We start from the raw sequence: 16,074 nt of genomic DNA on the forward strand, positions 1-16,074 counted from the left end.
CACTGTCGAGGGCCGCGGACTGCTGCGGCCCTCGCCGTTCCCCGCAGGTCAGTTGACCGGCTGGGCTTGTTGCCTGGGTTTCTCCTCCACGCGCGGGGTGCCTTGCAGGATCATCTGCGCGGCTTTTTCCGCGATCATCAACGTCGGTGTACAGGTATTGCCGGAGACAATCTCGGGCATGATCGAGGCGTCCACCACGCGCAGGCCGTCGATGCCGTGCACGCGCAGGGTGGCGTCCACCACGTCCTGCGGCCCATTGCCCATGCGGCAGGTGCCCACCGGGTGAAATATAGTCGTACCGATGGCACTTGCCGCTTCCTGCAGCTGCGCCTCGGTTTCCAGGTGCGGCCCCGGCAGGTATTCCGACGGGCTGAAGATGCGCAGGGCAGGGGCGTCGACAATACGCCGGGTAAGGCGGATAGCCTGGGCGGCGACGCGCAGGTCATCGGGATGGCTGAGGTAGTTGGGGTCGATGACCGGCGCGTCATCCGGGCTTGCCGAGCTGATATCCACACGCCCGCGGCTTCTGGGCCGCAGGTTGCACACCGACGCGGTGAACGCCGGGAAGCTGTGCAGCGGCTCGCCGAAGCGGTCCAGCGACAGTGGCTGCACGTGGTATTCAAGGTTGGCGCTGGGTTGCTGCGGGTCGGACTTGATGAACGCGCCCAACTGGCTGGGAGCCATGGCCAGCGGGCCGCTGCGGTCGTACAGGTAGCGAACGCCCATGCCGAACTTGCCCCACAGGCTGTTGGCGACCTGGTTGAGGGTGCGGGTGTTGTTGACCTTGTAGATCAGGCGCAGCTGCAAATGGTCCTGCAGGTTGCCGCCAACCCCCGGCAGTTCGTGCTGCACGGTTATCCCCAGGCCTTCGAGCAAAGGCCGCGGGCCGATGCCAGACCGCTGCAGAATGCCAGGCGAGCCAATCGCGCCGGCGCTGAGCAGAATCTCCCGGCGGGCTGTGTATAACTGTGCATTGCCATCGTGGTGGGCATGGACCGCCGTGGCCCGGTGGTTATCCACAACCAGGCGGTCCACCTGCACCCCCGTCAGCACCGTCAGGTTGGCGCGCTTGAGCACCGGGCGCAGGAACGCCTTGGCAGAATTCCAGCGAATACCCGAGCGCTGGTTCACCTGGAAATATCCACACCCCTGGTTATCCCCGGTATTGAAGTCGTCCACGCTGTCCACCCCACACTGGACGGCGGCACTGCGGAAGGCATCGAGAATGGGCCAGCGGTAACGTTGCAATTCAACCCGCCACTCGCCCTTGCCGCCGTGGGCAGGAGAGTCGCCGGCGTAATGCTGTTCGCTCTGGCGGAACAGCGGCAGCACGTCCTGCCAGCCCCAGCCGGCGTTGCCCTGTGCTGCCCAGCCATCGTAGTCGCTGGCCTGGCCGCGCATGTAGATCATGCCGTTGATGGACGAACAGCCGCCCAGCACCTTGCCCCGTGGGTAACTCAGCGCACGGCCATTGAGGCCGGGCTGCGCCTGGGTCTTGAAGCACCAGTCGGTGCGTGGGTTGCCGATGCAGAACAGGTAGCCGACGGGTATGTGAATCCAGGGGTAGTTGTCGCGGCCGCCCGCTTCCAGCAGCAGCACCGAAACCTTGGGGTCGGCGGAAAGCCGATTGGCCAGCAGGCAACCTGCGGGGCCGGCGCCGACTATGACGTAGTCGTATGCGCTTGGAGCTGATGGCATGGGAACCTCGCACCGATTTTTATTCTTGTCTTCCCCCATGGTATTGATTAGCTTCGAGATGAAAACGCGAAATTTCACCCACCGGCTGTGCGTTTTTGAACAACGGATAAATGCCCATGTTCGACTGGAACGACCTGCGCTTTTTTCTCGAACTGCACCGTAGCGGCCGTTTGCTGACCGCCGCCAAACGCCTGAATACCACCCACAGCACGGTGGCTCGGCACATCGAAAGCATTGAGCACAGCCTGGGCAACGCCTTGTTCGTGCAGCACGCCCAAGGCTATGAGCTGACCCCGGCGGGGCAGGCGTTGCTCAAACATGCCGAGGCCATGGAAAACGTGGCGTTGCTGGCGCAGGAAGAGATGACCCAGCCGATGATGCCACTGGGCAAAATCCGCCTGGGCGTGACCGAAGGCATCGGCATCATGTTCCTCACGCCACGCCTGGGGGGCCTGTTCGAGCGCTACCCAGGGCTTGAGGTTGAACTGGTGGCGGTGCCGCGTTTCGTCAGCATCCTCAACCGCGAGGCGGAAATCAGCATCCACCTGGACCGGCCCTCGGCCGACCTGTTGATAACCCGCAAGCTCACCGATTACCGCCTGGCGCTGTACGCCAGCCCCGCCTACCTGCAACGGGCACCCGCGCTTGCCAACCGCGAAGACCTCGCAGCCCATGACTGGATCGGTTACGTGGATGACCTGCTGTTCAGCCAGGAGCTGCTGTTTCTCAACAGCTTCTGCCGGGCGCCGAACGTGGTGTTTCGCAGCACCAGCGTAATCGCCCAGCAGCAGGCGGCCAGGGCAGGGCTGGGCATCGCGGTGCTGCCGATGTACATGGCGCAAGACGACCCGGCGCTGGTGCGCGTGGTGCCGGGCGAGACCATCCAGCGCAGCTACTGGATGAGCACCCGCCGCGAACTGCACAAGTCGGTACGGCTGCGGGTGGTGTGGGACTACCTGCTGCAGCTGTGCGCGGCAGAGCAGGCGCAGCTGCTCGACCGCGTGTGAGCGCGCTTACTGGAATACGCGGTACACCCCCAGGGAGAACGACAGCAGGCCCAGCGCCAGCAACACGATACCCGGCGCGCAGTCGAGCAGGCGACGTACCCGGCGGTAGCGGTCCAGGCGCCGCGACAGCAGGCTGTAGGCAATCAGGATGGAAATGTCGATGGCCGCCCAGATAAGGATCAGCGCCGCCGCCTGAACAGTGAAGGGCTCTTGCGGGGAGATGAAGCCCGGCAGGAAGGCCAGGAAGAACAGGATGTCCTTGGGGTTGGACAGGCCAACCCCCATGGTCTTCCAGAAGCCATAGCCCTTGCCGGCACATTGCACCGACTCCGAGGAACTGCTGACCAGCGCGTTGCCACCCAGCCACGCCAGGTACACCCCGCCCAGAATCTGCCCCCAGTTGAGCACTGCGGCATTGATGTGCAGCGTGGTGTAGATCGCCACCAACGCGCACACCAGCAGCACCTGTGCCGACACCACGCCACCGGCGATGGTCCAGGCCGGCCAGGCGCGTCGCGCGTCGGCGATGACCATGGCAACAATGGGGCCCGGCGAGGCAATCAACAGCAACACGGCCAGGGCGAAGGAGAGGTAGGTGGCGCTCATAGTCAGATTACCAGGTCGAAGACACGCTGGTTCTTGCCCAGCATCTCGGTGTAAAGGTGTTGCCCGGTGATGGCGAAGGTGCGCTGTATCCAGCGGTCGCTACCGTCGAGCAGGGCGGTGAAGGGGCTGCGTGCGTGGGCGGTCTTGCGGTTATCAATGATCAGCAGATCGCCGGTCGCCAGCTTCACCGGCTGTTTCACTTCCCAGGCGATGTTGTGCAAATGCTGCAGCTGGGCTTGCGCCTCATCGCTGCGCGCGACCATGAACTGCGGGTCGAAGCGAAAGAACGGCGCGTCCGGGTCGCCGTAGAAAATGCTCTGGTGCTTGCCGATGTCGATTCGGCAGTTCTTCTCGGTGGCGCTGTAGTCGGAGAGGAAGTTGTATTTCTCGTCCAGGAAGAAGGCGATCTCTTCGCGCGCCAGGTGCGCGAGCATGTTGTCGATCGAGGTGACGTAGGTGATCGCTTCGCCCAACGGGTCCTGGCGCAGGCATAGCAGCAACAGGTAATCGGGCTGCACCGGGTGGAATGCGTTCTCGGTGTGCAGGTCCAGTTCGGTGTCGTAGCTATCGGAACTGGCCGCCTTGGAGTGCGCCTGGTGCGGGAAGAAATTGTTGATGATGGCGCCGTTGGACTCCTGTGGATAACCAATCGCCTGGCCCAGCAGTGATGTCGCTTGCAGCAGGCACTGTTCGCTGGCATCGTCGGGCTTGGCGAGTGCGTCGCGGCTGGTAGGGGTGGCCGGAATGTGGCCGATGGGCAGGTCTTGCAGGTGCAGGTAACCGGATTGGTTGCCGAAAATTCTGAAGTTCAGGATTTGTGCGATCTGTTCCTGATTCAATCCCCCACTGGTTATGCTCGCAGCCAGAAGCTCATCAATGTTGGTATTTGGCATGACTTCGTTCTCTTGATCCATTGGCAGTCCAGGTCACCGCCTTTCTCCTGAAGTGGGTGGGGTATCCCTTGGAGCCGATCAGAGTAGGGGTGCGCCCATGGCCTTGAAAAACGGATAAAGTGGCCGGGTTGCATGAGCAAAAATCATGGTTAAGGAAAGTGTCATGACTTCGCGGCTACCCCCGCTATATGCCCTGCGAGCCTTTGAAGTCGCGGCGCGCTATGGATCGTTCACCGTTGCGGCGCAAAACCTGTGCATTACCCAGAGTGCAGTGAGCCGCCACGTCAAAACCCTTGAGGACCACCTCGGCAGCCCGCTGTTCGAACGCAAGGGCCCCAAGCTGGCGCTGACTGACAGTGGCCGGTTGCTGGCGCATGAACTGGAGCGCAGCTTCAACGCCATCGAGAACGCCTGTGCAACCGCCCGGCGACCCAAGGGCACATTGCGGGTTAAAGCACCCTCGACCATCACCATGCGTTGGCTGATGAGCACCCTGGAAAGCTTCCAGGCGGACAACGTCGCCGACCGGGTGCAGCTCACTAGCGCCTGGATGGACCTGGACACCGTGGACTTTCGCAACGAGCCGTTCGACTGCGCGGTGCTGCTGAGCAACGGCGATTTCCCCAAAGACTGGAATTTCATCAAGCTGTTTGATGAATGGCTGGTGCCGGTGTGCGCCCCTTCGGTGTACCGCAAAGGGCCCTGGAGCATCGAGCACCTGGGCATGGCCGAACTTATCCACCCCTCGCGCGACTGCCGTGACTGGCGCCGCTGGCTGGAACGGCAAGGGCAGGGCGATGCCGTGGACTGGAACGAAGGCAAGCGCTTCGACACCCTGGAGCTGGGCATGACGGCTGCAGCCGGCGGGCATGGTGTGTCTATCGGAGACCTGGCGCTGGTGGGCCCGCAGTTGAAGGATGGCTCGCTGGTGCTGCCTATCTCCACGGCGGTGAAGACAGGGGACAGCTATTACCTGATCTGGTCGCAGCGCAACCCGGAGCATTACCTGCTGGAGCGGGTGCGGGATTATTTGTTGGCGAATGTGCCGGCCTTGAACACCGCCAACGTGCTGATGCTCGACTGACACACCCCTTGTAGCCGCTGCCGCAGGCTGCGGCTACAAGGCATAAAAAAACCCGGCGCAAAGGCCGGGTTTTTTATTGCTGCAATATCAGAAGTCCAGGTTCGAGACCGCCAGGGCGTTGTTCTCGATGAACTCGCGACGCGGTTCGACCGCATCGCCCATGAGGGTGTTGAAGATCTGATCGGCAGCGATCGCGTCTTCGATGGTGACTTTGAGCATGCGGCGCACGGTCGGGTCCATGGTGGTTTCCCACAGCTGGTCCGGGTTCATCTCACCCAGTCCTTTGTAGCGCTGGATGGTGTGGCGCTTGGTGCTCTCGGTCATCAGCCACTCCAGGGCCTCCTTGAACTCCACCACCGGCTTCTTGCGTTCGCCACGCTGCACGTAGGCACCGTCGTCCAGCAGGGTCGCCAGTTGCGCGCCCAGTGCGGTGACGGTGCGGTAGTCGTTGCTGCCGAAGAAGTCGCGGTTGAAGGTGATGTAGCTCGCCAGGCCGTGGGAGGTGATTTCCACTTCCGGCAGCCACACGTTGCGTTCACGGTCTTCGCGCAGGCTGGCCTTGTAGACCAGGCCCGACTTCTCGGTGTTGCGCAGGCGCGCGTCGAACTTGGCCAGCCAGGCTTGCATGCCTTCGTGGTCGGACAGCTGCTCCAGCGACACGGCCGGCAGGTACACGAAGTGCTCGGTGAGCTCTTGCGGGTACAGGCGCGACAGGCGCTTGAGGGTCTTCATGACCATGCGGAAGTCGTTCACCAGGCGCTCCAGCGCCTCGCCGGAAATGCCCGGGGCCGAGTCGTTCAGGTGCAGGCTGGCGTCTTCCAGGGCCGACTGGGTCATGTATTCCTCCATGGCCTCGTCGTCCTTGATGTACTGCTCCTGCTTGCCCTTCTTGACCTTGTACAGCGGCGGCTGGGCGATGTAGATGTAGCCGCGCTCGATCAGCTCCGGCAACTGACGGAAGAAGAAGGTCAGCAGCAGGGTACGGATGTGCGAACCGTCGACGTCAGCATCGGTCATGATGATGATGTTGTGATACCGCAGCTTGTCGATGTTGTACTCTTCGCGGCCAATGCCGCAGCCCAACGCGGTGATCAGCGTGCCCACTTCCTGGGACGAGATCATTTTGTCGAAGCGTGCTTTCTCGACGTTGAGGATCTTGCCCTTCAACGGCAGGATGGCCTGGGTGCGACGGTTGCGGCCTTGCTTGGCCGAACCACCCGCGGAGTCACCTTCCACCAGGTACAGTTCGGAGAGGGCAGGGTCCTTCTCCTGGCAGTCAGCCAGTTTGCCCGGCAGGCCGGCGATGTCCAGCGCGCCTTTGCGGCGGGTCATCTCACGGGCCTTGCGCGCAGCTTCACGGGCACGGGCAGCGTCGATCATCTTGCCGACGACGGCCTTGGCCTCGTTGGGGTTTTCCAGCAGGAAGTCGGAGAAGTACTTGCCCATTTCCTGTTCGACCGCAGTCTTCACTTCGGACGAGACCAGCTTGTCCTTGGTCTGCGAGCTGAACTTCGGATCAGGCACTTTCACCGAGATGATCGCGGTCAGGCCTTCACGGGCGTCGTCGCCAGTGGTGGCAACCTTGTGCTTCTTGGCCAGGCCTTCCTGTTCAATGTAGTTGTTCAGGTTACGGGTCAGGGCCGAGCGGAAGCCCACAAGGTGAGTACCGCCATCACGCTGGGGAATGTTGTTGGTGAAGCACAACAGGTTTTCGTTGAAGCTGTCGTTCCACTGCAGGGCAATTTCCACGCCCACGCCATCATCACGCTGGACGTTGAAGTGGAACACTTCGTTGACCGGCGTCTTGTTGGTGTTCAGGTATTCAACGAACGCACGCAGACCGCCTTCGTATTTGAAGGTCTCGTCCTTGCCCGAACGTTCATCCTTCAGGTAGATACCCACGCCGGAGTTCAGGAACGACAGTTCGCGAATTCGCTTGGCCAGGATGTCCCAGCTGAAGTGGATATTCTTGAAGGTATCAGCCGAAGGCTTGAAGTGGATCTGGGTACCGGTGGTTTCGCTTTCACCGACGATTTTCATCGGCGCCTGTGGCACACCGTGTACGTAGGTCTGTTCCCAGATCTTGCCGCTGCGGCGAACGGTCAGAATCAGGGTTTCGGAAAGGGCGTTCACCACGGACACACCTACACCGTGCAGACCGCCGGATACCTTGTACGAGTTGTCGTCGAACTTACCGCCGGCGTGCAGCACGGTCATGATGACCTCGGCTGCGGAAACGCCTTCTTCTTTGTGCACATCAACCGGAATGCCGCGACCGTTGTCACGGACGGTGATGGATTCGTCAGGATGGATAATGACGGTGATGTCGTCGCAGTGACCGGCCAAGGCTTCGTCGATCGAGTTGTCGACGACCTCGAACACCATGTGGTGCAGACCGCTACCATCATCGGTGTCGCCAATGTACATACCGGGACGTTTGCGTACGGCATCCAGCCCTTTCAGCACTTTAATGCTGGAGGAATCGTACGTTTGATTTTCGCTCATGCCTTCACTCCCGATGGTCGTGGGTCTGGGTGATACGGCCCTGTTCCACGTGGAACAAAGCGACTGGCGTTTCCGTCTGCCAGCCTTCCCTCAATAATTCGTGGTCTACACAGGTGATGAACACCTGGCAGCGTAATTCTTCAAGCAAGCGACAAAGTGCGCGGCGGTGTTGCTCGTCGAGTTCTGACGGCAAGTCGTCCACGAGATAAATACATTGACCGCGGCGTGCCTGGCTGACGAGATGCCCCTGGGCAATACGCAATGCGCACACCACCAGCTTCTGCTGGCCACGGGAAAGGATATCCGCAGCGTTGTGGGCGCCCAGTCGCAAGCGCAAATCAGCGCGTTGCGGCCCGGCCTGGGTATGGCCCATCTGTTGGTCACGAAGCAGGGAAGTGCCGAGCACCTCGGAGAGGTCTCGCTCCTTGTCCCAGCCGCGGTAGTAACTGAGGGTCAAACCTTCCAGCTCGACGAGCTCACTGAGGGTCTGCTCAAACACCGGTTTCAATGCCTTGATATAGGCCCGACGGTATTCATCAATTTCAGCACTGGCCAGGCATAACTCCCGGTCCCATGCAGCTTGCGAAGCAGCGTCAAGTGTACCATGCCGCAGCCATGAGTTTCTTTGCTTCAGGGCCTTCTGCAGCCTCTGCCAGGTGGCCATGAAGCGCGGTTCCACGTGGAACACGCCCCAGTCCAGGAACTGGCGGCGTATTTTTGGTGCCCCTTCCAGCAGGCGAAAACTGTCCGGGTTGATCAACTGCAGCGGCAATATCTCTGCCAGCTGCGCAGCGCTGCGGGCGTTTTGCCCGTCAATGCGAATGGTGAATTCGCCCTGCCGCTCCCGCGACACACCCAGCGCGGCGTGGCCGCCCTCGTTGAGCTCTACCTGGCCGAATACCGTACAAGCACCTTGCTCATACTGGATAACCGGCAACAGGCGCGTGCTGCGGAAGGAACGCGCCAACCCCAGCAAGTGGATAGCCTCCAGCACGCTGGTCTTGCCGCTGCCGTTGGTGCCATACAGGATGTTGATGCGGGGGGAGGGGGAAAAGGTCACCGGGTGCAGGTTGCGCACCGCGGTGACTGAGACACGACTGAGGGACATTAGAGTCTGCTGGGCAAGTTACAGGCGCATCGGCATGACAACGTACGCGGAATCGTCGTTGTCGGATTCTTGCACCAGGGCGCTGCTGTTCGAGTCGGACAGGATCAAACGCACTTGTTCAGTGGTCATCACGCCCAGCACGTCCAGCAGGTAGCTGACGTTGAAGCCGATTTCCAGCGAGCCGCCGTTGTAGTCCACGCCCACTTCTTCTTCCGCTTCTTCCTGCTCAGGGTTGTTGGCCTGAATCTTCAGCTGGCCGGCGGCCAGTTGCAGACGGATGCCGCGGTACTTTTCGTTGGACAGGATGGCGGTACGGCTGAAGGCCTCACGCAGTGCCTGGCGGTCGCCCAGCACGAGCTTGTCACCGCCTTTGGGCAGCACGCGCTCGTAGTCGGGGAACTTGCCGTCGACCAGCTTGGAGGTGAAGGTGAACTCGCCCGTGGTAGCACGAATGTGGTGCTGGCCCAGGACGATGCTCACGGTGCCGTCCGGCTCGGTCAGCAGGCGCGCCAGTTCAAGGATACCCTTGCGTGGCACGATCACCTGGTGGCGGCCGTCATGGGCGATGTCGGCTTTCATCGAGCACATGGCCAGGCGGTGACCGTCGGTGGCGACGGCGCGCATCAGGCCGTTGGACACTTCCAGCAGCATGCCGTTGAGGTAGTAACGCACGTCCTGCTGGGCCATGGCGAAGCTGGTACGCTCGATCAGGCGGCGCAGGCGGCTTTGCTCCAGGCTGCAGGTCAGCGAACCAGGGCCTTCTTCAACCGTCGGGAAGTCGTTGGCAGGCAGGGTCGACAGGGTGAAACGGCTGCGACCGGCCTTGACCACCAGCTTCTGCTCGTCGACCTTGATGTCGATGAGCGCGTCGTTGGGCAAGCTCTTGCAGATATCCATCAGCTTGCGCGCAGGCACGGTGATCTCGCCCTGCTCGGCAGGCTCTTCGAGTTGCACGCGGCCAACCAGCTCGACCTCAAGGTCGGTACCGGTAAGCGACAGCTGCTGGCCTTCGACCACCAGCAATACGTTGGACAATACCGGCAAGGTCTGGCGGCGCTCGACGACGCCCGCGACCAGTTGCAGGGGTTTCAACAGGGCTTCGCGTTGAATGGTGAAATGCATGGTCTAGTCCCTTGCCTTAATAAGCTGCGCTGACGTTCATCAAGTAGTCAGTGTCCGCAGCAGGTTCTTGTAGTCCTCGCGGATATCCGCGTCGGATTCCTTGAGTTCGTTGATCTTGCGGCAAGCGTGCAACACCGTGGTGTGATCGCGGCCGCCAAACACATCGCCAATTTCCGGCAGGCTGTGGTTGGTCAGTTCCTTGGACAGGGCCATGGCTACCTGACGTGGGCGCGCCACCGAACGCGAGCGACGCTTGGACAGCAGATCGGAAATCTTGATCTTGTAGTACTCGGCCACCGTGCGCTGGATGTTATCCACACTCACCAGTTTGTCCTGCAGCGCCAGCAAGTCCTTGAGCGATTCGCGAATCAGCTCGATGGTGATGTCACGCCCCATGAAGTGCGAGTGAGCGATGACACGCTTGAGCGCACCTTCCAGCTCACGCACGTTGGAACGGATACGCTGGGCGATGAAGAACGCCGCGTCGTGCGGCAGCTCGACTTTGGCCTGGTCTGCCTTCTTCATCAGAATGGCGACGCGGGTTTCCAGTTCCGGCGGCTCGACGGCCACCGTCAGGCCCCAGCCGAAGCGGGACTTGAGGCGTTCTTCCAGGCCTTCGATTTCCTTCGGGTAGCGGTCGCTGGTGAGAATCACCTGCTGGCCGCCCTCGAGCAGGGCGTTGAAGGTATGGAAGAACTCTTCCTGGGAACGCTCCTTGCGGGCGAAGAACTGAATGTCATCGATGAGCAGCGCGTCCACCGAACGGTAGAAGCGCTTGAACTCGTTGATCGCGTTCAGCTGCAAGGCCTTGACCATATCGGCGACGAAACGCTCGGAGTGCAGGTACACAACCTTGGCGTTGGGGTTCTTCTTGAGCAGGTGGTTACCCACGGCGTGCATCAAGTGCGTCTTACCCAAGCCCACGCCACCATAAAGGAAGAGCGGGTTGTAGCCATGCTTGGGGTTGTCGGCAACCTGCCAGGCGGCCGCGCGGGCCAGCTGGTTGGATTTACCCTCGACGAAATTCTCGAACGTGAACGTGCGGTTCAGGTAGCTGGTGTGCTTGAGCGCACCTTCTACCTGCACATTGCGCTGTTCCGCGCGTACCGGTGCCTGCTGCGAAGCGGCGCCAGCCATGGAGTCGAAGCTGTCGCGCGACGGCTCTTCACTGACCGCGGCCACCGCTGCAGGCGTAGCCGCAGGTTCCGGGGCTGGGGCAGCGGCGGGGGCCGGTTGCTGAGAAGCCGCCTGCGATGCCGCCACGGCAGCGGCCAGCGGCGCGTTGGGCGCAGCACGCGGCGCCGAGCTGCGACGGCTGCCTATTAATAAGGAGAGCGCCGGCGCGATTCCGCTGCCGTGCTCGCCCAGGAGTTCAAGCAGGCGTCCCAGGTACTTTTCATTGACCCAGTCCAGCACAAAGCGATTGGGCGCATACACACGCAACTCGTCGCCTTCGGCTTCGACCTGTAGCGGACGGATCCAGGTGTTGAATTGCTGGGCAGGCAGTTCATCGCGCAGAAGCTCCACGCACTGCTGCCAAAGTTCCACTGACACGGATATCCCCTGAGTTGAAAGCCGGGAAGGCAAAAAACGATCCCCATTGTACCGACGCCGAGCACACTTATCCACATGTAGCTGGGGTGTACATAGAGGCAAATCAGCGCGTTGCTGGATAAAAAATGTTTTCGAGGGCTGTGAATAAACTCTGTGGATAACCACCACTGAGCATTCTGCACAAGTGGGGGTCGAAAACTGTGCATAACTCGCCTGTGCATAACTCACCGTTCCATGCACAGCTTTTCCGAGGGCAGAGCACAGCCGCAGCACCGCTTCTCGACAGGGTTACCAGACGCTGTACATCAGGTGAAACAAGGGCTGAAAAGGGTTATCCACAGAAAGGTGCCTGCCTAAGATCTATAAGCTCTACAAAAAAGCTTTAAATAAGCTCCTTCTTTATTTTTATGTTTGCGCAAGGTTTGGTCAGTCAGACCGACGGTCATGCCTATGTAAAGGAAAAGCTGGTTGGAAATTGACCTGAGGCCTTGCTTTCACTAGAATCGCCGGTCTCTTAAAACGGGGACCATTCCGGCCCGTTGTGGACGAACCAGGTAACACGCCATGAAACGTACTTTCCAACCCAGCACCATCAAACGCGCCCGCACTCACGGCTTCCGTGCTCGCATGGCCACCAAAAACGGCCGTGCCGTTCTGTCGCGTCGCCGTGCCAAAGGCCGTGCGCGTCTGGCAGTTTGATCACTCGGCACTGGGGGTGAGTCAGGACTACAGTCGGGAAAAGCGTCTTCTGACAGCCCGACACTTCAAAGCGGTCTTTGACTCCCCAACCGGCAAGGTTCCAGGGAAAAACCTGCTGCTCCTTGCGCGCGAAAACGAGCTCGATCACCCTCGTCTGGGGTTAGTGATCGGCAAAAAGAGCGTCAAGCTCTCCGTTCAGCGCAACCGACTCAAACGCTTGATGCGCGACTCGTTCCGCCTGCACCAGGAACTCCTGGTTGGCTGGGATATCGTCATCGTCGCGCGGAAAGGTTTGGGTGACGTGGAAAACCCGGAACTGCATCAGCATTTTGGCAAGCTCTGGAAGCGACTAGCCCGTAGTAGGCCCGCCCCAGCGGTAAAGACCGAATCTGAAGGGGTAGACAGTCAAGATGCGTAAACTGGCCATCGTTCCGATCCAGTTTTACCGCTATGCCATCAGTCCTTTGATGGGCAATCACTGTCGTTTCTACCCCAGTTGTTCCTGCTACGCGCTTGAAGCCATCGAAACCCATGGCCTTCTTCGCGGCAGCTGGCTGACCCTACGTCGTCTGGGTCGTTGCCACCCCTGGCACGCCGGTGGTCTTGACCCGGTTCCGCCAGCCCCATCTCCCCGTAATTCTTCGATAGCCGAGTAATCATGGATATTAAACGCACGATCCTGATCGCCGCACTGGCAGTCGTGTCCTACTCCATGGTCCTGAAATGGAACCAGGACTATGGCCAGGCTGCCTTGCCGACTCAGAATGTTGCTACCAGCACTGGCGCATCGGATTTGCCCGAAGCCCCGTTGGCTAACAATGCTCAAGCGAGTGCCGACGTACCCAGCGCCCCTTCTGCCAACGCTCCCGCGCCAACCTTGGCCCCGGATGCCGGCAGCAAGAACCTGATCCGCATCAAGACCGATGTCCTGGATCTGGCTATCGATCCTAACGGGGGCGACGTCGCCCAGTTGACTCTGCCGGAATACCCGCGCCGCCAGGACCATCCTGACGTGCCGTTCCAGCTGTTCGACAATGGCGGCGAGCGCACCTACCTGGCCCAGAGCGGCCTGGTTGGCACCGACGGTCCGGACTCGCGTTCCACCGGTCGCCCGCTGTACAGCACCGAACAGAAGAGCTACCAACTGGCCGACGGCCAGAACCAGCTGGTCGTGGACCTGAAGTTCTCCTCCAATGGCGTCAACTACATCAAGCGTTTCAGCCTGGAACGCGGCGAGTACGACCTGAAGGTCAGCTACCTGATCGACAACCAGGGCACCACGCCGTGGTCGGGCAACCTGTTCGCGCAACTCAAGCGTGACAACAGCGGCGACCCGTCCTCGAGCACCGCCACCGGCACCGCGACCTACCTGGGCGCCGCCCTGGGCACTCCGGCCGAGCCCTACAAGAAGATATCGATGAAAGATATCGACAAGGGCAACCTGAAAGAAACCGTTCAGGGTGGTTGGGTAGCCTGGCTGCAACACTACTTCGTCACGGCGTGGATTCCGAACCATTCGGATAACAACGCCATGTCGACCCGCAAGGACAGTGCTGGCAACTACATCATCGGCTTCACTGGCCCGACGCTGACTGCAGCGCCAGGCGCCAAGGTCGAAACCAGCGCCGTGCTGTACGCCGGTCCGAAAATCCAGGACAAGCTGAAAGAGCTGGCGCCTGGCCTGGAACTGACCGTCGACTACGGCATCCTGTGGTTCATTGCCCAGCCGATCTTCTGGCTGCTGAAACATATCCACATGCTGCTGGGTAACTGGGGCTTCTCGATCATCGTCCTGACCCTGATGATCAAGCTGCTGTTCTTCCCGCTGTCGGCCGCCAGCTACAAGTCGATGGCGCGCATGCGTGCCGTGGCCCCGCGCCTGGCCCAGCTGAAGGAACAGTTCGGCGATGACCGTCAGAAACTGTCCCAGGCCATGATGGAGCTGTACAAGAAAGAGAAGATCAACCCGCTGGGTGGCTGCCTGCCTATCGTGGTGCAGATGCCGGTCTTCCTGTCGCTGTACTGGGTACTGCTGGAAAGCGTCGAGATGCGCCAGGCGCCATGGCTGCTGTGGATCACCGACCTGTCGATCAAGGACCCGTTCTTCATCCTGCCGATCATCATGGGCGCGACCATGTTCATCCAGCAGCGCCTGAACCCGACGCCGCCGGATCCGATGCAGGCCAAGGTGATGAAGCTGATGCCGATCGTCTTCACCTTCTTCTTCCTGTGGTTCCCTGCAGGTCTGGTGATGTACTGGGTGACCAACAACACCCTGTCGATCCTGCAACAGTGGTACATCACTCGTGGTATCGAGGCGAAAAGCAAGAAAGCTGCCGCCTGAACAGGTTGATCATCTAACCTGTGGATAAACGCCCCATTCGTGGGGCGTTTTGCTATCTGTCGATTTATTGAGGCCTGCCCCATGAACACTCCCCGTGAAACCATTGCCGCCATTGCTACCGCCCAGGGCCGCGGCGGCGTGGGTATCGTGCGCATTTCCGGGCCATTGGCCAATGCCGCGGCGCAGGCCATCGCCGGGCGCCAGCTGACCCCGCGCCATGCCCACTACGGGCCGATGCGTACCGCCGAAGGCGAGGTCATCGATGAAGGCCTGGCGCTGTATTTTCCCGGCCCGAATTCGTTCACCGGTGAAGATGTGCTGGAACTGCAGGGCCACGGCGGCCCGGTGGTGCTGGACATGCTGCTGCAGCGTTGCCTGGAATTGGGCTGCCGCCTGGCGCGGCCAGGTGAGTTCAGTGAACGGGCGTTCCTTAACGACAAGCTTGACCTGGCGCAGGCCGAAGCCATCGCCGACCTGATCGAAGCCAGCTCTGCCCAGGCCGCGCGCAATGCCGTGCGCTCGTTGCAGGGTGCGTTTTCGCGGCGGGTCGACGGCCTCACGGAAAAACTGATCGCCTTGCGCATCTACGTCGAGGCGGCCATCGACTTCCCGGAAGAGGAAATCGACTTCCTTGCCGATGGCCACGTGCTGAGCATGCTCGATGACGTGCGTGACAACTTGTCCACAGTAATGCGCGAAGCCGGGCAGGGCGCACTGTTGCGCGACGGCATGACCGTGGTCATCGCCGGCCGCCCGAATGCCGGTAAGTCGAGCCTGCTGAACCTGCTGGCCGGCCGGGAAGCGGCGATCGTCACCGACATCGCCGGCACCACCCGGGATATCTTGCGCGAACATATCCACATCGACGGTATGCCGCTGCACGTGGTCGACACCGCCGGGCTGCGCGATACCGAAGACCAGGTGGAAAAAATTGGCGTGGAACGCGCGCTCAAGGCCATCGGCGAGGCAGACCGCGTGCTGCTGGTGGTGGACGCCAGCGCCCCCGAAGCCAATGACCCGTTCGCGTTGTGGCCGGAATTTCTTGAAACCCGCCCGGATATGGCCAAGGTCACGCTGATCCGCAACAAGGCTGACCTCACCGGTGAGGCTGTGGATATGCAGCAAAGCGCCGATGGCCACGTCACCATCAGCCTCAGCGCCAAGGATGAAGGGCAGGGCCTGGACCTGCTGCGCGAGCACCTGAAGGCCTGCATGGGTTATGAGCAGACCGCCGAAAGCAGCTTCAGCGCCCGCCGCCGCCACCTGGATGCGTTACGCCATGCCAGCCAGGCCCTGGAACATGGCCGGGACCAGCTGACTCTGGCAGGCGCCGGCGAATTGTTGGCCGAAGATTTGCGTCAGGCTCAGCATTCGCTCGGCGAGATCACCGGCGCGTTCAGCTCCGATGACCTGCTGGGCCGCATCTTCTCGAGTTTCTGTATCGGCAAGTAACC

At 61.0% G+C, this 16,074-nt stretch carries 14 protein-coding genes; 7 read left to right on the forward strand and 7 right to left on the reverse strand.

The annotated features are described in order from the left end of the window. Positions 1-48: 48 nt before the first annotated feature. Positions 49-1,698 (reverse strand): GMC family oxidoreductase, encoded by a 1,650-nt coding sequence (locus AC0SZ7_RS00575; RefSeq protein WP_475502513.1) that lies wholly within the window; start codon positions 1,696-1,698, stop codon positions 49-51. Between the two features lie 116 nt (positions 1,699-1,814). On the opposite strand from AC0SZ7_RS00575, the gene AC0SZ7_RS00580 reads away from it, so the two are divergent. Then, the gene (locus AC0SZ7_RS00580) at positions 1,815-2,705 is read left to right on the forward strand and encodes a LysR family transcriptional regulator (RefSeq protein ID WP_475502514.1); all 891 of its coding nucleotides are present in this window, start codon (positions 1,815-1,817) and stop codon (positions 2,703-2,705) included. Between the two features lie 6 nt (positions 2,706-2,711). On the opposite strand, the gene AC0SZ7_RS00585 is transcribed toward AC0SZ7_RS00580, so the two are convergent. Together AC0SZ7_RS00585 and AC0SZ7_RS00590 are read right to left on the reverse strand one after the other, a co-directional pair. Continuing rightward, the gene (locus tag AC0SZ7_RS00585) at positions 2,712-3,311 is read right to left on the reverse strand and encodes a LysE family translocator (protein WP_475502515.1); all 600 of its coding nucleotides are present in this window, start codon (positions 3,309-3,311) and stop codon (positions 2,712-2,714) included. Between the two features lie 2 nt (positions 3,312-3,313). Next, on the reverse strand, positions 3,314-4,204 hold the full coding sequence (locus tag AC0SZ7_RS00590) for a TauD/TfdA family dioxygenase (protein ID WP_475502516.1): 891 nt from the start codon (positions 4,202-4,204) through the stop codon (positions 3,314-3,316). 163 nt (positions 4,205-4,367) lie between these two features. On the opposite strand from AC0SZ7_RS00590, the gene AC0SZ7_RS00595 reads away from it, so the two are divergent. After that, entirely contained in the window at positions 4,368-5,288 is a 921-nt protein-coding gene (locus AC0SZ7_RS00595) for a LysR substrate-binding domain-containing protein (protein WP_475502517.1), read from the forward strand. An 87-nt stretch (positions 5,289-5,375) separates the two neighbouring features. Here AC0SZ7_RS00595 and gyrB read toward each other — a convergent pair whose 3' ends face one another. Genes gyrB through dnaA form a run of 4 tightly spaced genes read right to left on the reverse strand, consistent with a single transcriptional unit; the run spans position 5,376 to position 11,577 of the window. Then, on the reverse strand, positions 5,376-7,793 hold the full coding sequence (gene gyrB / locus AC0SZ7_RS00600; protein WP_475502518.1) for a DNA topoisomerase (ATP-hydrolyzing) subunit B: 2,418 nt from the start codon (positions 7,791-7,793) through the stop codon (positions 5,376-5,378). Between the two features lie 4 nt (positions 7,794-7,797). Continuing rightward, the gene (gene recF, locus AC0SZ7_RS00605) at positions 7,798-8,901 is read right to left on the reverse strand and encodes a DNA replication/repair protein RecF (protein WP_475502519.1); all 1,104 of its coding nucleotides are present in this window, start codon (positions 8,899-8,901) and stop codon (positions 7,798-7,800) included. 18 nt (positions 8,902-8,919) lie between these two features. Then, entirely contained in the window at positions 8,920-10,023 is a 1,104-nt protein-coding gene (dnaN, locus tag AC0SZ7_RS00610; protein WP_416421660.1) for a DNA polymerase III subunit beta, read from the reverse strand. Between the two features lie 39 nt (positions 10,024-10,062). Continuing rightward, the gene (gene dnaA, locus AC0SZ7_RS00615; protein ID WP_475502520.1) at positions 10,063-11,577 is read right to left on the reverse strand and encodes a chromosomal replication initiator protein DnaA; all 1,515 of its coding nucleotides are present in this window, start codon (positions 11,575-11,577) and stop codon (positions 10,063-10,065) included. Positions 11,578-12,141: 564 nt separating this feature from the next. Between dnaA and rpmH the strand changes: the two genes are divergently transcribed. The 5 genes from rpmH (at position 12,142) to mnmE (ending at position 16,072) form a co-directional block, all read left to right on the forward strand. After that, on the forward strand, positions 12,142-12,276 hold the full coding sequence (rpmH, locus tag AC0SZ7_RS00620; protein ID WP_003213577.1) for a 50S ribosomal protein L34: 135 nt from the start codon (positions 12,142-12,144) through the stop codon (positions 12,274-12,276). A 16-nt stretch (positions 12,277-12,292) separates the two neighbouring features. Continuing rightward, positions 12,293-12,694 carry a ribonuclease P protein component gene (rnpA, locus tag AC0SZ7_RS00625; RefSeq protein ID WP_475502521.1) on the forward strand — a complete coding sequence of 134 codons (402 nt, stop codon included), beginning with the start codon at positions 12,293-12,295 and terminating at the stop codon, positions 12,692-12,694. Continuing rightward, positions 12,687-12,932: a membrane protein insertion efficiency factor YidD gene (gene yidD / locus AC0SZ7_RS00630; RefSeq protein ID WP_475502522.1), complete on the forward strand. Its 246-nt coding sequence runs from the start codon at positions 12,687-12,689 to the stop codon at positions 12,930-12,932. Before rnpA ends, yidD begins: the two co-directional genes overlap by 8 nt. Before the next feature lie 2 nt (positions 12,933-12,934). After that, on the forward strand, positions 12,935-14,620 hold the full coding sequence (gene yidC, locus AC0SZ7_RS00635; protein WP_475502523.1) for a membrane protein insertase YidC: 1,686 nt from the start codon (positions 12,935-12,937) through the stop codon (positions 14,618-14,620). An 81-nt stretch (positions 14,621-14,701) separates the two neighbouring features. Beyond that, entirely contained in the window at positions 14,702-16,072 is a 1,371-nt protein-coding gene (gene mnmE / locus AC0SZ7_RS00640) for a tRNA uridine-5-carboxymethylaminomethyl(34) synthesis GTPase MnmE (protein WP_475502524.1), read from the forward strand. Positions 16,073-16,074 lie beyond the last annotated feature (2 nt).

Source organism: Pseudomonas sp. JC1203, from assembly GCF_056175065.1.